17 protein-coding genes are annotated in these 16,370 nt (G+C 59.7%); 2 read left to right on the top strand and 15 right to left on the bottom strand.

Going from position 1 to position 16,370, the window contains the following annotated elements; genetic code table 11:
* Window positions 1-110: 110 nt before the first annotated feature.
* From SB753_RS25200 to SB753_RS25175, 6 genes are all read right to left on the bottom strand, one after another.
* A complete protein-coding gene (locus SB753_RS25200; protein ID WP_410802430.1) occupies window positions 111-545 on the bottom strand; it encodes a hypothetical protein in 435 nt (144 codons plus the stop codon).
* Entirely contained in the window at window positions 542-1,798 is a 1,257-nt protein-coding gene (locus SB753_RS25195) for a PAAR domain-containing protein (RefSeq protein WP_410802428.1), read from the bottom strand. The genes SB753_RS25200 and SB753_RS25195 overlap by 4 nt, the downstream gene beginning before the upstream one ends.
* Window positions 1,798-2,640 (bottom strand): DcrB-related protein, encoded by an 843-nt coding sequence (locus SB753_RS25190; protein WP_410802426.1) that lies wholly within the window; start codon window positions 2,638-2,640, stop codon window positions 1,798-1,800. Before SB753_RS25190 ends, SB753_RS25195 begins: the two co-directional genes overlap by 1 nt.
* Before the next feature lie 263 nt (window positions 2,641-2,903).
* Entirely contained in the window at window positions 2,904-3,698 is a 795-nt protein-coding gene (locus SB753_RS25185) for an ankyrin repeat domain-containing protein (protein WP_410802424.1), read from the bottom strand.
* A gap of 29 nt (window positions 3,699-3,727) precedes the next feature.
* Window positions 3,728-4,522: an ankyrin repeat domain-containing protein gene (locus SB753_RS25180; protein ID WP_087754434.1), complete on the bottom strand. Its 795-nt coding sequence runs from the start codon at window positions 4,520-4,522 to the stop codon at window positions 3,728-3,730.
* Window positions 4,523-7,504, bottom strand: coding sequence for a type VI secretion system Vgr family protein (locus SB753_RS25175; RefSeq protein WP_410802549.1), 2,982 nt, complete (start codon window positions 7,502-7,504; stop codon window positions 4,523-4,525). It abuts the gene before it with no gap.
* A 717-nt stretch (window positions 7,505-8,221) separates the two neighbouring features.
* On the opposite strand from SB753_RS25175, the gene SB753_RS25170 reads away from it, so the two are divergent.
* Entirely contained in the window at window positions 8,222-8,677 is a 456-nt protein-coding gene (locus SB753_RS25170) for a TIGR02594 family protein (protein ID WP_410802422.1), read from the top strand.
* Between the two features lie 280 nt (window positions 8,678-8,957).
* On the opposite strand, the gene SB753_RS25165 is transcribed toward SB753_RS25170, so the two are convergent.
* From SB753_RS25165 to SB753_RS25150, 4 genes are all read right to left on the bottom strand, one after another.
* Window positions 8,958-9,959, bottom strand: coding sequence for an NADP-dependent oxidoreductase (locus SB753_RS25165; RefSeq protein WP_410802420.1), 1,002 nt, complete (start codon window positions 9,957-9,959; stop codon window positions 8,958-8,960).
* Between the two features lie 47 nt (window positions 9,960-10,006).
* Window positions 10,007-10,837: an alpha/beta fold hydrolase gene (locus SB753_RS25160; RefSeq protein WP_410802547.1), complete on the bottom strand. Its 831-nt coding sequence runs from the start codon at window positions 10,835-10,837 to the stop codon at window positions 10,007-10,009.
* Window positions 10,838-10,992: 155 nt separating this feature from the next.
* Window positions 10,993-11,781: an SDR family NAD(P)-dependent oxidoreductase gene (locus tag SB753_RS25155; RefSeq protein WP_410802418.1), complete on the bottom strand. Its 789-nt coding sequence runs from the start codon at window positions 11,779-11,781 to the stop codon at window positions 10,993-10,995.
* A 51-nt stretch (window positions 11,782-11,832) separates the two neighbouring features.
* Window positions 11,833-12,915, bottom strand: coding sequence for an alkene reductase (locus SB753_RS25150; protein ID WP_410802416.1), 1,083 nt, complete (start codon window positions 12,913-12,915; stop codon window positions 11,833-11,835).
* Between the two features lie 129 nt (window positions 12,916-13,044).
* Between SB753_RS25150 and SB753_RS25145 the strand changes: the two genes are divergently transcribed.
* Entirely contained in the window at window positions 13,045-13,641 is a 597-nt protein-coding gene (locus SB753_RS25145) for a TetR/AcrR family transcriptional regulator (protein WP_410802414.1), read from the top strand.
* Window positions 13,642-13,956: 315 nt separating this feature from the next.
* On the opposite strand, the gene SB753_RS25140 is transcribed toward SB753_RS25145, so the two are convergent.
* The 5 genes from SB753_RS25140 to SB753_RS25120 form a co-directional block, all read right to left on the bottom strand.
* On the bottom strand, window positions 13,957-14,190 hold the full coding sequence (locus SB753_RS25140; RefSeq protein ID WP_020070438.1) for a hypothetical protein: 234 nt from the start codon (window positions 14,188-14,190) through the stop codon (window positions 13,957-13,959).
* Window positions 14,191-14,318: 128 nt separating this feature from the next.
* Window positions 14,319-14,552 (bottom strand): hypothetical protein, encoded by a 234-nt coding sequence (locus SB753_RS25135; RefSeq protein WP_088173780.1) that lies wholly within the window; start codon window positions 14,550-14,552, stop codon window positions 14,319-14,321.
* Window positions 14,553-14,677: 125 nt separating this feature from the next.
* Entirely contained in the window at window positions 14,678-14,911 is a 234-nt protein-coding gene (locus tag SB753_RS25130) for a hypothetical protein (RefSeq protein ID WP_087754404.1), read from the bottom strand.
* 363 nt (window positions 14,912-15,274) lie between these two features.
* A complete protein-coding gene (locus SB753_RS25125) occupies window positions 15,275-15,436 on the bottom strand; it encodes a hypothetical protein (RefSeq protein WP_204523503.1) in 162 nt (53 codons plus the stop codon).
* Window positions 15,437-15,451: 15 nt separating this feature from the next.
* Window positions 15,452-16,336, bottom strand: a complete 885-nt coding sequence (locus tag SB753_RS25120) for an NmrA family NAD(P)-binding protein (protein ID WP_410802412.1) — start codon at window positions 16,334-16,336, stop codon at window positions 15,452-15,454.
* Window positions 16,337-16,370 lie beyond the last annotated feature (34 nt).

The raw sequence follows: 16,370 nt of genomic DNA, 5'->3' as shown, positions 1-16,370 counted from the left end.
CGTAGCTGTGTGCGGTGAGTAAGCCCCAGGATCCGGGTGTAAGCGATGGTCTTTGGTGGCAAATTCCAAGCGCGAGACCGAGGGGCTTCATTACGAGAATCGCGGAGCCTTCAGCCTTGCATCATGCGGCGAATGTAGTCCTCCCGTTCCTCGTCATTCCTGTACAGGTGATACACGTAGGCAAGGGGGTCTTCGTCCTGATCACGTTCCGGCGCAAACTTGTTGAATGTGGGATCGTGCGCCCACCATGCCTCATATTCGACGCTGAATCCGTTGATGGTGAACGTCGTCGTCTTGCTGTCGAAGTTATGGCCATAGCTCACGTCACTCGACGGCCCAACCTCCCAGCGCGGCTCGCCGAGTTGAAGGTACAACCTTCCGTCTTCAGCGTATTGCACAAATGTCTTGCCCTCCACGGGAAAAGCGAAACCGCGCACGGGCAAAGACTCTGATCCGGTGACGGGAGTAAGGCTGCCCGTCGGCTTGTCCAGCACAAGTCTCGGACGGTTCGGCAGGGTACGGACGATGATCTGTGTTTCGTTCATTTGACTTTCGCGATGCCCGTGAGGATGTCCATGGTCGGGTTCGTGCGTGTTGCACTTTCAATGATCTGTTGAGGTGTCTTGCCGCTCTCGATCAGATAATCGTAGCTCGGGCCCATCTTGTCACCATACTTGGCCAGGTTGCGCGCGTATACGCCCGGCAACTGCTCTTCCGTGTAGTAGGAAAGGCGGTCTGCGTTGCGACTATTGGTTATCTGCTGGGCTATCTCTTCGTCCGGCACGCCCGCGCTTCTCTGGTCCGCGATCCAGGCCTCTTTCTGTTCCATACCCTCGTGATAGTCGATCCGCTTCGCGGTCGCACCCGCTGTTGCTTCGGGGTCGGTCCAGTCTACACCCCACTTTGACTGGTGAAACTCGGTCCCTTCCTTGGGCATGTACCCGTAGACGCCAGCCGAGTTGGGTTCGAGGTCAGCGGGCACCTTATCGACCGTATAGTCAAAGCGCGAAACCGGCGCGGCGACAGGCTCTTTTGGCGATTCGAGCAAAGCGATGGGAACAGGCTCTTTGGGCGCCTCGAGCATGCCTGCGCCCTTGCCGGCGAGTCCACCGCCAACGAGCGATCCACCCAGCATCGACCACTTCTGGCCATCCGAACCCTCACCGAAAACAGCGCCGCCGACCGCAGAGCCGAGTTCCCCGCCAGCGAATCCGCCCGCTGCGCCGATCAGACCGACAACGGGCCCCGCGAGCACGACCGCCGCGGCAATTCCCACGCCGAGCATCGCCCAGTTCATCCAGGCCGGAACCTCCGGGCTGATGTCATCGGTCGTCTGGCGTGCACCGCCAATGAATACATTGGGCGAGCCGTCGCTGATGACCGCGCTGCACGCAAGCATGTCCTCCTTGCGGCTTGCGGGCTGGCCGTTGATGAAGACGGTGCTCGAACCCTGCGCGACGACCTGTGGAGCACCTGAGTGGTCGCTACAAAGCCCGTTGCTGATGTGCGCTCGGATAGCTGAGCGGCTATTGATGAAGACGTTTGGTGATCCGGATATGAGACTGCCCGTGACGTGTCGGGGCGCCCAGGACATCGTGCCCAGTACTTCGCCGATACCACCACCGGCAGCAGCTCCCGCTGCCACTGCGGCCAGCGCGATCAATGCTGTGCCGCCCGTAAGCGCTACGACTGCTGCACCAAGCAATGCGCCACCGATCAGACCGGCGAGCATCCAGCCTTTGGAAGCTGTGTGCGCGACCGGGTCTCCGAGTCGGGCTGCGGCGAGTAGCGAATCCATCAGCTAACCGCCGGTTTCGTGAGTACAGAGACGGACACATCAGCCAGATATCGGCGCACGGCGTCGACGCTAGACAGACTGCTGATGCCACTGACGCTGCGTACAGCGTCGAGCCGATGGGCAAGGCGAGGGTGAGTCGCCGGGTCGAGAGTCCAAAACATATAGCGCTCGCCATCCGGATGCGCCCAGCCTTCTCCCGGTTCCGTTGTCCGCTCGAGCCCGATCGCTGCCCCCGTGTGATCGAAGAACGCGACCTTCGGGTCGAGCGCGTCCGCGATGTTATAACCGAAGAGTTGCGACAACCTCGGCACGACTACCAGCGACCCGTCGGCCTCTCGCAGAACGAAGACCAGCCCGTCTGCGTCAGCAGGCAGCATACGGCTCGCGAACGGTCCAGCTCCCCGCTTGGCAAGTTTCACGCTCCCGACCAGCTTCTGGTATTCCTCTGCCCACTCCGGCGTAAAGCCGTTCGGGCACGTCCCTATGAAACTGATTGCACGGGGTGTCGTGCCTGAGGCTCCCCGCGCCATCACAACGGTCTGTCGCTGGTGTAACGGCGTGCCCTGAGAGACCCAGCTATAGTCGATTTCTCTCGCCGTCTCACTGTCGACTTCCCTTGCTCGCAGGTTTTTCAGTTCGAAGCGGGGCAGTGTTTTGCGCATTTGCTGGACGAGCTTATGCGCGAACGTATCTACCGTATCGCTTTCGTCCATATCAGCGCGTGACACGACAAAGGTGAACGCGTTGATGCCGTTGCGCTCTACGGTGAACAGGTGCATGGTGCCGTCCTTGAACTGCTCGGGCAGATCGATGGAGGCATCGTTCATCTGATAACTGGACATGGTTGTGTTCTATCTGCTGCTTCTGGTTTGCATACCTGTTGCCTGCGTCCTGCGACTGCGTGCCGCGCCACCGCTGACTTTCCTCGGCGGCATGTATCCCCGGCCGCCACGATTCGCTTTGCGATCGCGAGCAGGGCCGTCTAACACTGTCGTCTAACCCTGCATTAACCTTCGCCATCTTGCAACGCGATAACGTGGTCATCGCGCTACCCAGGGATGTCGTCTCATGCCGGCAACCCTGCGTTTTTCATCTCGGGTACTTCTCATGCCGTCGGCCACTTCCCGCCTGCGCTGATCAATTTCTTGCGTATCGCCTCGATACGCTCAAGCTGGGGGGAGCCTTTCGGCGTACTGTCAAGCTCGATCTTGAGCACATTGGCGTATGTCACACCACCGTCATTGACGACGGTAGGGTCGGCTTTGTGCGATAACAAATAGTCGACGGAGTCCCACTGGCGGATTTGGGTCGCTCCGAAAATCGCGGTGTTGCCAAGCGAATCCTTGAGGTTCACATTTGCATTGTTTTCTACGAGCACGCGCAATTGAGGTAGAAGATTGTCTTCGGCAACTGCGAAAAGCAGGGGAGTGTCCCCGTCGTATCTCAGGTCAGGGCTCATGCCTCCTGCTAGGAGCGCCTTGAGCAGGGCGGGTGAGTCAGCCCGGGCGGCGATATACGCAACGTTGCCTTTGGTTTGACCAAATGGCTGCTCCGGTTTGGCACCATGGCGGACCAGTTCGCTAACGATCTGATAGCGCACGTTGCCTGCGTCCGTTTTGACGGGGACCGTTTCCTGGACGGCGAACGCGAGCATCGTCATTTCTTTCCTGCCTACCAGGCTCAAGTCGACCTTCGGTATCAGTTCCCTTGTACGGGCGAGATCGCCATCCCGAATCGCGATCGCAAGCTCGAGCGATGCGCCAGTGAAGAAGCGCGTCGGTGGGTATCTTCGAAAGTCCGATTGCCCGGGCTTCTCGTCCTGATTAACCCACCGGAAAGCGACGATCGTCGCAGCCGCTATGACTATCAACATAACGGCCATGGTTTTCCAGCGCGACATCCACCCCCCATCCGCTGCAAGACCATGCGTTAAGCTGTCGGCCACTTTGCGCCTGCGTCGATGATTTTTTTCCGGATCGCTTCGATGCGCTCCATCTGAGGGGAGTCTTTGGGCGTTTTCTGTAGCTGTTTGCTCAACGATTTTGCGTAGGAAACTCCGACATCGTTGGTGATCGTTGGGTCTGCCTTGTGTGCAAGCAGGTAATCGACAGCGTCCCATTGCCGGATCCGCGTAGCGTCAAAGATCGCCGTATTGCCGAGCGAATCCTTGATGTTCACGTTCGCGTTGTTCTCCACCAGCACGCGCAATTGCGGCAGAAGATTATCATCGGCTGTAGCAAAGAGAAGGGGCGTGTTGCCGTCGTACCTGAGATCAGGACTCATGCCGCCGGCTAGCAGTGCCTTGAGGAGGTTTGGCGAGTCGGCGCGCGCCGCGAGATACGCAACATTGTCTTTGGTGAGACCAAACGATTGTTGTGGTTTCGCACCATGCCGCACCAGTTCGCTCACGATCTGATAGCGAACATTTCCTGCGTCGTTCTTGACGGGAACTGTTTCCTGCACGGCGAACGCAAGCAAGGTCATCTCCTTGTTGCCTACCAGATCAAGGTTGGCCTTTGAAATCAGTGCCTTCGTGCGTGCAAGGTCACCGTCCCGGATCGCGTGGGCCAACTCCAGTTCTGGGCCTGAGAAAAAGTCCTCGGGAGGATAGCGTTTGAATCCGGACATATGCGTTTCCTGTGCCTGAGTTGGCCACCAGAGCGGGGTAGCGACGCACACCGCTGCGGCGAATGCCCCAGCAATTGCGAGTTTTCGATATTTCATCTAATGCGTTCCAAGTAGTTGAAGCAGCGACGACTGCTGGTCCGCGACTGTCGACTCCATGCCCGCGTTGACCTCCGCCATCTTGTGACGCGATAACGTGGTCATCGCGTTGCCTGGAATGTCAATCTGTTCACCGACTGCCTTGGGCATTACAGCCGCAGTGGCGTCGCTAATCGGACCGAGTTTGCCTTCCTGCATCCCGGTCAGAATGTCGCCGTCTACCCGATAGTTCGTGATAGATGAATTGACCTGCGATGCGCCGTACAACGGAAGCGTCGCTGAGTTCAAACCTGCTGCGTTGAATGTCGTGGCGGTTGATCCGCTGGCTTCGGACGCCGCTGCGGCCAGCCCTCCTCCGAGCGAGTGTCCGGTCATCTCAACGCCTGACGCCATGTCTTTTTCATCCACGAGACTGCCGATCTTCACAGCCTGAGCATAGTATGGCGACAGCTTGCCTTGGCCCTGTGCGAGATTGTTCGCCATGTCTTCGCCCGTCAACTGCTCGGTACCCTTGAAGGCGACTGTCGGCTTCATGCTGTCGCCGAACACTGCGGGATCGGGCGCATATGCCTGTGAGCCGAAGTTGCTACCGGGAATTTTAAGATCCTCGGGCCTTAGACCGAGTTTCTTCAGAGCCTCAGGGTCATTGCTGATGTTCGACCATCCGGGCGGCGCCGTACCGGGCGAATAAACTGCGTCCGCCAGCTTCGCCATCTGCTGCGCCTTGACAGATGCCTGCAGCCGCTTCGCCGCGTCACGCACCTTCGGATCCGGACTCGCGAGACCCGCCGCGATGATCGCCTGCTGCTGCGCCCACTGGATGGCCAGCGCCTGCTCCGGCGTCACAAACAGGCCTTGGTTCAGGTGAATTACCGGCCCGTCCAGGAAAATTCCGCTCTGGTTGATCAGGATGCTCGACGCACCGTGCGACAGCTTGATGCTGTCGGGCTTCATCGTGATGATGCTCGCGCCGACGCGATGCTCGATCTTGTCCGTCGCCTGATGCATCTGGTTGCCAGGCCCAGCTTCACCGCCGACCGCTTTCGTATCGATCGTATTGGCCGTCGTCGCGCGCGCCTTCGCGATCGTCTCCGTCAAGCTACCCTTGGCGATGTCTTTCGTTTCATCGCCTGCGTGCAGTCTCACGAGCCGATTTCCGGCTTCGATCGAGCGCGTCTCGCTATCCTTGACGACGGTGTTCAGATTCTTCTGGGCGTGGATGAAGACCTCTTCCGATCCGGCGACATCCGAAAACTTCAGTTCGTTGAACCCGTCGCCGTTGATGGTCTTGCTGCGCAACCCCATCGTCCGGCCCGCGGTGTGGTGGTAGGGGTTGGTTTTCTCTCCATTGAAGACGCGACCGACGATGATCGGGTTGTCAGGGTCGCCCTCGTTAAACGCGACGAGCACTTCCTGTCCCGTGCGCGGCATTGCCGACCCGCCCCAGCCCCCGCCCGCCCACGACTGGGCCACACGCACCCACATCGAGTCGCTACCATCCTGCTTGCCACGGCGGTCCCAGAAGAAATGGACCTTCACGGAACTGCCGTCGGTGTGGACTTCCTCGCCTTCCGGCCCGACCACCACCGCCGACTGCGTACCGTACATGTAAGGCTTCGGCGTGCGCCGTTCGGCCCGATAGGGAATATCCACCGGCAGGCACGAAAACGAGTTGCGATACGGAAGTTCGTGCGACTCGTGTGTGTAGTCGTTGGCAGCTTCGTGCCGTACGTGCAGAAGGGCAAAGTCCTTGTTGTTGAAGGCCGATACCGGATGATTGACCAGTTTGAATTTCAGGCCCGGGTCAAGCTTCTGAACGTACGATGCACCATTGAAATGATGGGCCTGTGCCTCTTCAGCCTCCATTGCAATGCGCGCATAACGCTCCCCGTCGTCGCCGTGGTCGTAGAGCGAGTGATATTCGTACCGCTCAGTGTTCTGGATATTCGGATTCGACAAGGTCGACGGAACCTCCACATGGAGGAGGGGCGTCGACGGTGTGCGATGGTTGAAGTCCCGATAAGTGATCTTGCCGACGCGGAAGCTGAACGCTTCGTTCCACTGCGAGATGCCGTTTTTCTCACTCGCCGCGCTGTCCGCGTAGAACGGAATTTCGGCGAGGCCGTCGATCGCCCTGAAGCCCGCATTGCTGTCGCTGATCACGAGGACGTGTTTGTCCTTCTCGTGACGAATCCACCAGATAAGCCCTTCCTGCTCCATCAGGCGTGCCGCGAAGTTGAAGTACGACTCGCGATACATCACGATGTATTCGAACGGTTTATATTGGCCTTGCAGGTTCAACTCATAATCACTAAATCCGAACTCGGAAAATATTTCCGCCAATATATCCGAAGGCGTTTTATTCTGGAAAATTCTGCAGTCTGTCGAGCGGCTGAGAAACCAAAGCCAGGGCACGACCGTCATCTGGTAGCGCGTAACAGTGCCAGAATTACCAACGCGCGAAAAGGAAATGACAAAGCCGTGAAAGAAGCGCTCGGACTGGTTAGGGTTCTTTGGCACTGCGGAAAGCAGGCCGCCCTGTTCAGGCTTAAGCGAGACAGAAACGACTTGGCCGACGAGAGAGTCAATCTGGATATCGCGTCGCTGTGATATGAGATCGAGATGAATCTCTGGCAGCTGGTTCAGATACTCGTCTGCCACCAACGCGGTGACCAGAAGCACATCCGGGCCGAGCGGCGTCCGAATCGACATGAAGCGATTCTGCTGGGTGAGCTGGGGCTTGGTTGCAAGCGAATTGATGGCGTCTGCGACGGCTGAGGGCGTCTTGCCGATCAGGTTCGACGCCGTCTGGGCCAGTTGAACCGCGCGTGCCGCCTGATTAACGACTCCCGCTGCATATGAGCTGCCAACCGGTCCGCCTAAACTACTTGCGACTCCGGCAAATGACTCCGCGCCACTCAATAGTCCCGCAATAGAACCTCCTGACGCGGAGATTCCGTCACTAGCGTTATTAAAACTCATTGAAGCCCCCAGCGTGGCAAACAGCCGATTTTTTCTTTGGCGCTTTTGCGCTGGCCGAATAATACCCCAACACCAAATTCCTAAAAACCACCGCAAGACAACTTTTGTTGGAAAGTGTAACGGAAAAGTTAAATCCAGAGTGCTGCGTCAACTATTAACCCTGCATAACGACGCGAACTCGGACGGCCCCTTCGCAGTGTCGTGCAAACGATCAATGACTCCAACGGATATTAAATCGTGCTTGAAGTGACCATACTGACATAGGATTCAAGGCAGTTCATTCGATATGAGAGCGCGGACAAGAAAGGCAGCCCTTGATCGTCTGCAAACACGCTGGCAACGTCGCAGCTCGGACTCTTTCGGGTTAAGGCCTGCGTCTGCAAGTTACAGAGGGTATTGGCCGCTCTCCCTCAGCAAAGGTACTTTGAGCGTCGTCTATCGAAGCTCCGAATTGAATACCCTTTGGTGTTGGAAGCGATCTTGATGGAACAAACAAGTCGCGGTGTCCTCTGGCGCGTGTTACATGTCGGTTTATTAGCCGACGGGCGCAAGAGAAGCAGCAACTGCGATCCAATGCAATGACAGGAGCCGGCTTTGTCAATTACCCCTGAAAATGGCGACACCGGTCATACGGCGACCGTTATTGGACCGCAATTCCGGACAGCCACATGCAATCTACGGCCCACTCGAACAGGATCATCCGTAAGGAGCACATTTATGCGTGAAGGGTTTCGTTACGAGCCAGCAGCGACCGGATTCACGCCTGCCTGGCTGGATATTGCGTTCAAGGAACGGGGCGTCAGCCGTTACGGACCAGGAGAATCCAACCCGAGGATTGCCGAATACAACAACACGACTCAACTCGCCGGTTATGACGACAAGATTTCGTGGTGCTCGTCATTCCTCAACTGGTGTATGAAGCAGTCAGGCATTCCCGGAACGGGATCGGCCTTGGCTCGCTCGTGGCTCTCATGGGGCAATCCGCTCGATGCGCCCAGATATGGTTGTGTTGCTGTGTTGACTGCCGACGACGCTGTCGAATGGAAAGGGCATGTCGGGTTCTTTATCCGATCGGACGCCGACAACGTCTACCTGTTCGGAGGCAACCAACTCGGAGAGGTGAGGGAATTGGCTTATCCGCTCGAACGCGTGCTGGCCTATCGCTGGCCGTAAGCAAAACCCGTTCGAATGACGAGGCAGGAAAGCGGCTCGGACCGCTATAACGGGCGAATTGCATCTCGCGGAGAGACTGCGGCCTCATGTGGAATGTCGGGGCGTTTTCCGAGCGCGAGCGCCCCGTCGAAGCACCGCCACATCGGTCGAACGATCCGGTTTCCAGTGACCCTCATATGCGTCGCGCGTTAGCGCGGTCATCGGCCGCGAGACAGGCTAACGCTTCGGTCGCAATCGAGGCCGTCTGCACCTGCGCCCCAAAGCTACGCCCCTGCGCAACTCACTTCATTCTCACGACGACCTTGCCCTTGGCACGTCCTTGGGCCAGGTATTCGAGCGCTTCCTTCGCCTGCTCAAACGGAAACACCTTGTCGATCACTGGACGAAGCTGTTCCGACTTGAGGAGTTCGCCAATTTCAGAGAGTTGGGCTCCGTCGGGGCGCATGAAGAGAAACGAATACGCCACATCCCGCTTCTTCGCGAGCCGCTTGATCTTGCGGCTCATTAGCCCGAATACCAACCTCAAAATAAAGTTCAGCCTGCGGGCGCGGGCGAACGCTGCGTCCAGCGGCCCGATGAGCGACACGATCTTGCTCCCCGGTCTGAGAATGCCTATGGATTTCTCAATCGCATCCCCTCTGATGGTGCCAACCACAACGTCGTAGCCGTCCAGAACTTTCTCGAACTCCTGCTTCTTATAGTCGACAACCTCGTCTGCACCCAGACTGGTTACCAGTTGCACGTTGCCCGTACTGGTTGTCGTTCCCACGCGGGCGCCGAAGTGCTTTGCGAGCTGGATCGCAAACGTGCCAATGCCGCCCGACCCGGCAGGAATGAAAACTTTCTGGCCGGCTTGAAGGTGGGCGCGCTCTTTCAACGCCTGCCACGAGGTGAGCCCGACCATCGGAACGGCCGCGGCCTGCACAAAGTCGAGGTTGACCGGCTTCGACGCAGCAACGCTCTCCGGCACCGCCGCGAATTCAGCGATCGAGCCCCTGCCGAGATCGAAAAGGCTGGCAAAGATTGCATCGCCCGGCTTGAAACGCGTCACGTTACTGCCGACCTCGGTCACCACGCCGGCAATATCGCTGCCCAGCGTAGCGGGCAACTCGAATTTGAGGACGGGCTTGAAGGTCCCCGACGGAATCATGTTGTCGATCGGGTTCAACCCCGCCGCGTGGACCTGGACCAACAGTTCATCAGGCTTGAGCGTGGGGCGGGGCACTTCGGCGAACCCGATTTCGGGTGTCTTGCCGTAGCGTTTGAAGGTGAGCGCTTTCATGGTGTTCTAAATCCAGTTTTGGGTACCTGTCGCCGGCCGCGATGTTTTCAATGCGCCAGAAATTCCAGCGCTTTGATCACGAAGTCGGCGTGATACTGAAAGATGCCTCCGTGTCCTGCGTCCTCGTAAATGACGAACTGCGCGTTGGGAATGCGGCGCGCCATATCGTGGCTCAAGGCGGTAGGCACCATGATGTCGTTGTCTCCATTGGCGATCAGGACAGGCATGTGCACGCGGCCGAGATCCTGCGGCGCCTGCCGGCCCCAAGCCTTGATCGCCTTGAGCTGACGAAGCAATGCGCGGGGTGTCGGCCCTCTGTCGCGCTCCGCCGTGCGTTCCTTCAGCCTCTTCAGGAACGCGCTCGCTGCCTCGCGGCCATTAGCGGTGGAGGTGAAGAACAGATAGGTCTTGGGATCGCGCATCGTCAACAGGCCCTTGAGCATCAATGGCCAGGACTTGGTTCCCACGCGGTCGATGCCACGACCGCCCGCGGGCCCCGTACCTGTGAGGATGAGCCTGCGCACCAGGTCCGGCGCCTTTAGCGCCACGTCCTGCGCGACGAAACCGCCGAGCGAAAAGCCGAGCAGATCGACCTGACTGAAACCCATCGCGTGGATCAACGCGATGGTGTCGCGCGCCATCTCGTCCACGGTCACGGGCGCGAGGCCGCCAGACAGCCCGATTCCACGATAGTCGATCGCGATGATGCGATGTTCGCGAGCGAGGCCATCGACGATGCGCGGATCGAAGTTGTCCAGCACGGCGCCCCAGTGGTTGAGCAGGATCAGCGGAATGCCGCCGTGCGGGCCAAGCTCGCGGTAAGCGAAAGTGGCTCCGGCCGCCGTGACATGGCTGTTCTGTGCGCGGGCATAGGACATTGCCGACTGGCTAACCCTGCCGGTCGAATCGATCGTCTGCAACGCGCGTGAGCGTTGTGTGTGCGTGATGGTCATCGAGCTACATCTCAAGAACTGAGCCGGGGAATCGGTCGATAAGGCATGGCTGGCTTCCACGTAGACGGGAGCCGCAGTGTTCAGGCTTCCGACCGGTAGCGATCGGCCGCGTGCGCTTGTCGAATGTCCGACAGGAGCCCTTGACGGGCGCCATCCAGCGCGTCCCAGCGGTCGGCCACATGCAACGGCGGGATGGTGACCAGTTCGCGACGGTCGAAACCGACGAGCGCCGCGTCAACCAGTTCGCCGACCTCCATCACCTCGGTAAGCGAATTGACGTCGATGCCGGCGCGCTCCCAGATTTCCGTACGGGTCGCTGCCGGCAGCACCGCCTGCACATAAACGCCGCTGGGCGACAACTCGAGGTGCAATCCCTGCGACAGAAACAGCACGAACGCCTTGGTGGCGCCGTAGATCGACATACCAAACTCGGGCGCGAGGCCCACCACCGAGCCGATGTTGACGATCGCGCCTGTGCCCGACTCGACGAAGCGCGGAGCGACCGCGGCTGCCAGCCGCGTCAGCGCCGTGGTGTTGAGCGTGATCAGGCGTTCGATGCCCTCGCTGGTCTGCTGCAGGAACCCGCCCGACTGAGCCATCCCCGCGTTATTGATCAGGATACCTATGCTAGCGTCGTCGCGCAGTCGGGTCTCGACTGCGGTCAAGTCCCCCGGTTGGGTCAGGTCAGCCTGCAGCACTTCGACGGCAACACCGCTTTCTTCACGCAGGCGTGCGGCCAGCGTATCGAGGCGCGCCTTGTCGCGTGCAACGAGCACGAGGTCGTGGCCGCGGCGTGCGAAGCGCTCGGCGTAGATTGAACCGATGCCGGAGGATGCACCGGTGACGAGAACGGTCGGAAGCGTGGTCATAAGTAGTTTCCTTCGAATAAGCGGTTTGGGTGCGGGAACAAGCGCCGCGCCTCAAGCGGTGATGGCTGGGTAATCGGTGTAGCCCGCGGCGCCGCCACCATAGAGCGTGGCGAAATCGGGCTGAGCCAGCGGGGCGCCGGTCTTCAGGCGTTCGACCAGATCGGGATTGCTGATGAAGGCACGACCGAACGCGAACAGGTCTGCGGTGCCCTCGTTGAGCCTGGCGGTGGCGAGCTCCAGGTCATAGCCATTGTTGGCGAGATAGGTCTGCCTGAACCGCTGTCGCAGTGCGTCGTAGTCAAACGGTGCGAAATCGCGCGGGCCGCCCGTCGCACCCTCGACCACGTGCAGGTAGACGATGCCCAGCGCGCTGAGTTGCGCGGCGATGTAGTCGTACTGCGGCTGAGGATCGCTGCACGAAATGCCGTTTGCCGGCGACACAGGAGAAATGCGCACGCCGGTGCGATCGGCACCAATTTCTTTCACCACGGCCGCGACGACTTCCAGCAACAGGCGCGCACGGTTCTCGACAGAGCCGCCGTAGGCGTCAGCGCGCTGGTTGGCCCCGTCCTTGATGAACTGCTCCAGCAAATAGCCGTTCGCACCGTGAATTTCCACGCCGTCGAAGCCGGCCGCAATTGCGTTGGCCGCAGCCTGACGGAAATCGTTCACGATGCCCGGCAATTCGACAAGCGCCAGCGCACGTGGCTGGGATACCTCGACAAATCCGTTGTTGACGAAGGTTTTCGTCTCCGCGCGAATCGCCGAAGGCGCGACTGGCGCAGCGCCGCCGGGCTGGACATCGGCGTGCGAAACGCGTCCGACGTGCCAGAGCTGCGCGAAGATGTGCCCGCCCTTGGCGTGCACGGCCTCGGTGACCTTGCGCCAGCTGGCAATTTGCTCAGGCGTGTATAGGCCCGGCGTGTCCTGATAGCCCTGTGCCTGGGCCGACACCTGGGTGGCTTCCGTGATGATGAGACCCGCCGAAGCGCGCTGGGCGTAATAGGTCGCGGCCAGTTCGCTGGGCACTAGCCCCGCGCCCGCGCGATTACGGGTTAGCGGTGCCATGACAAAGCGATTGGCAAGCGTCAGGCGGCCAAGGGCGTAAGGCTCGAAAAGCGTCGTTCCGGTCATGTCGGTCAGTTTCTGGGTTGGCAATGGACGCAATGATGATGGTCGTAATCTAACGTGTCAAGGTTTTGATGATGATCGACATCAATGTATAATCGAACCTTCGAACACATGAACCACTGTGGTCACGAAATGAAGATCACCAAGGCACAGGCGCAGGCCAACCGGGAACGCGTCGTCGAGACGGCGTCAAAGCTGTTTCGGGAGCGCGGCTACGATGGGGTGGGCGTTGCCGATCTGATGGCAGCCGCCGGCTTCACGCACGGCGGCTTTTATAAGCAGTTCGGCTCCAAGTCCGATCTGATGGCGGAGTCGGCGGCCTGCGGTATTGCGCAGACCGTGGCGCTGAGCGCGGGTGCCGACGCACCTGAGTTCGTGCGGTACTACCTTTCCCGCGAGCACCGCGACGCCCGCGCGACCGGCTGCACGATGGCTGCGCTGGGTGGGGATGCCGCACGTCAGTCAGACGCAGTTCGGGCCGAGTTTGCGGCCGGTATTGAGAACCTGTTGACTGTGCTCTGCCCCGAAGGCGGTGCGGGGGACGGTGCGGACACGGGCCAGGCGCGAGCCAGGTCCCTCGACATGCTGGCGCATGCGGTCGGTGCCATTGTCATGTCGCGCGCCTGCCCGGACGATTCGCCGTTGGCCGACGAAATCCTTGCGGCTTGCCGTGACCAGATTCTGGCGTCAATGAGCCCGTCGACGACCGCCGTGGGCGAAGAACCGTAAGGGCATTGGCCTGTACCCGTGCATGCTCCACCATGTGTCGTCGTGCGCATTCTCGATGGAGAGAATGTCAAGCCCGCATGTTCGCGATCACCTGGCTCTTGAGCTACAGCGCGCAAAAAATCCCGCCGGGCGGACTGGCCGGCGGGCCCCGAGATCCGAACCTCGGTGACAGGTCCGGAGGGTTCGGAAGGAGAACGAACTGCGATGGCTGGACCAACCGCGTGGCCATCCCACTGCGCTCCCCAGGAATAAAGCCGTCAGACCTGCAAAGCATCCATCATGCGGGTCCGGTCTTGCGACTCCCGATCCGTGGACTCACGCCTTGGCAAATTGCAGGCCGCCGAAATTCTGGATCGTGGGAATGTCGACTTTCGTGTACGTGCTGATCTGGGTAACCGGTGCGACCACGATACTCGGGCTGGCGAAGCCGCCACCATAAGCAGCATTGAAGTTCCCGAAGTTGAAGTTGCTGCCGCCGCGTACAGCAGACAGAGCCTTGGCGGACAGTTCTTCGGTGTGGGCGATATCTCTGATGGTCAGCGAGGTCATGGTAGGTCTCCTGGAGCTGTTTCTCTGTTTCGGTTTAAAGAGTGTGGTTCGACGTGCAAGCGGGGAGAGCGCACCTTGATGGGATGAAACGGCATCCGATGCCGGTGCGACTCTCCGCGGCGCTTAACTCACGCCTTGGCAAGCTGCAGGCCGCCGAAATTCTGGATCGTGGGGATCTCGACTTTCGTGTACGTGTCAGTCTGCGTGACGGGTGCCACTACGACGCCCGGGCTGGCGAAGCCGCCGCCATAGGCAACATTGCCGTTGCCGAAGTTGTAGTTGCTGCCGCCGCGTACAGCGGACAAGGCCTTGGCGGACAGTTCTTCGGTATGGGCGATATCTTTGATGGTCAGTGAGGTCATGGTAGGTCTCCTGGATCTGTTTCAGTTCGGTTTAACGAGTGTGGTTCGACGTGCAAGCGGGGAGAGCGCACCTCGACGGGATCGAACGGCATCCGCTGTTAGCGCGACTCTCCGCGGCGCTTAACTTACGCCTTGGCAAACTGCAGGCCGCCGAAGTTCTGGATCGTCGGGATCTCGACTTTCGTGTACGTGTCCGTCTGCGTGACCGGTGCGACCACGACGCCCGGGCTGGCGAAGCCGCCACCGTAGGCAAGGTTGAGGTTTCCGGCGTTGTAGTTGCTGCCGCCGCGTACGGCGGACAGAGCCTTGGCGGACAGTTCTTCGGTGTGGGCGATGTCTTTGATGGTCAGCGAGCTCATGGTAAATCTCCTGTGAAGGTCTTCGGTCTGGATGGAAGAGCACTATTTGTCGCGCTCACAGGGGTATTTGCATAGGGTGTGCCAACGTGAACCAGACAAGCTGGCAACCATCACATAAGTTGCTGAATCTAAATGGAAAAATAAAATCTCCCGCGAGGTTTTTCATGCGGTTGCGGGGCGCGAGGCAGCAAAAGGTGTCGTGGGATAGCAAACACGTTTCGGCTCAGTGTCTGCCTTGAGTGAACGGCTGCCCATTCAAGCGCATTGATTCGTTCGAATGACGGGGACTCGTCAGTTAGTTGACGCGGTACCTGATGTTCTTGGCCTGCCGCTGCGGCCGTCATATCAGCGCATTAACACCGCTTAAAACAAACCAAAATCATCGTTGCTATCGGGAATCGCATTGAGCAGATCCCGAAGCGCACGCCAGCCCACCAGTGCCGAGAACGTCAGCACGAGCGCGAGCAAGCCGCTCGCATGCGTGGGTATTCTTCTCGCCTCGCATCTCAAGGGGCAGGTCGACATCTCCATGCTCCTCGATCAAACGTCCTGCGGCATGATCGCCGCTAACGCCTGCGCCAACGTAGTGGGACCGAATCGCCGTTCACTAACACCCGCTTGCAGGTCGATGCGTCCCGCGTTGTGCGCGTCGTACAGATCCGCAATGAGCCGCGCGTGTTTCTCGCTCAAGCCCGCGCCTTCCAGCATCGCGGCCCATTGCTCCCGCGGCACCGCGTGCGGCACGACAGGCCGGCCCGACAGTTCGCCGATAGTGCGGGCAACGTCGTTCACACTGACGCGTACTTCACTTTCTATGCTCACCACGCGAGGCGAACGCTCACGCGGCTCGCCGTCGAGCAGCAATTGAGCCGCCAGTGCGCCGACATCTTGCGCAGCCACAGTAGGAAAGCGCTTTTCGAGCGGATGATGCAGGCTCGGCAACACGCCCTTGGACAATGCGAGCGGCAGCACACGCGCCCAGTTGTGCATATGCTCAGCCGCGCGCAGGAACGTCAACCGGGTGTCGACGGTGCCGAGTTGCGTTTCGAGGTAGTGGAAAAGCGTCGTGATGCCCGTTCCGCTCGGGTGCTCGGCGCCATAGTCCGAAAGCGCGAGTACGTGCGGTGGCGGATTCGCACGCAATGCTTCGACGCTCACATCGATCATGTTGCGCATCGCGTTCGCCGGGTCGACGTCATGGCGCGGCAGCGGACACACAATCTGCACCGCGTGCGCGTCTTCCAATGCGCGCGCCACCGCTGCCCGGTCGTGCAAATCCGCGACCACGACATCGCAGCCGATTCGCTCGAACGCATCCGCCTGCGCCACGCTATGAACCACGGCGCGCACGTCGCGGCCGGCGCGTCGCAACGCGGCTACGCTCACTTTGCCGACATTGCCGCCGGCTCCAAAAATCACGAACATCAGGTGCTCCTTACCGGATCGTCATGAGAGGATC

Origin of the sequence: Paraburkholderia sp. SIMBA_053 (assembly GCF_046534895.1) — a bacterium.
In the GTDB taxonomy this organism is placed as follows: domain Bacteria; phylum Pseudomonadota; class Gammaproteobacteria; order Burkholderiales; family Burkholderiaceae; genus Paraburkholderia; species Paraburkholderia caledonica.
Note: the sequence above shows the minus strand (reverse complement) of the source record. Positions and strands in the feature narration are given on the sequence as shown.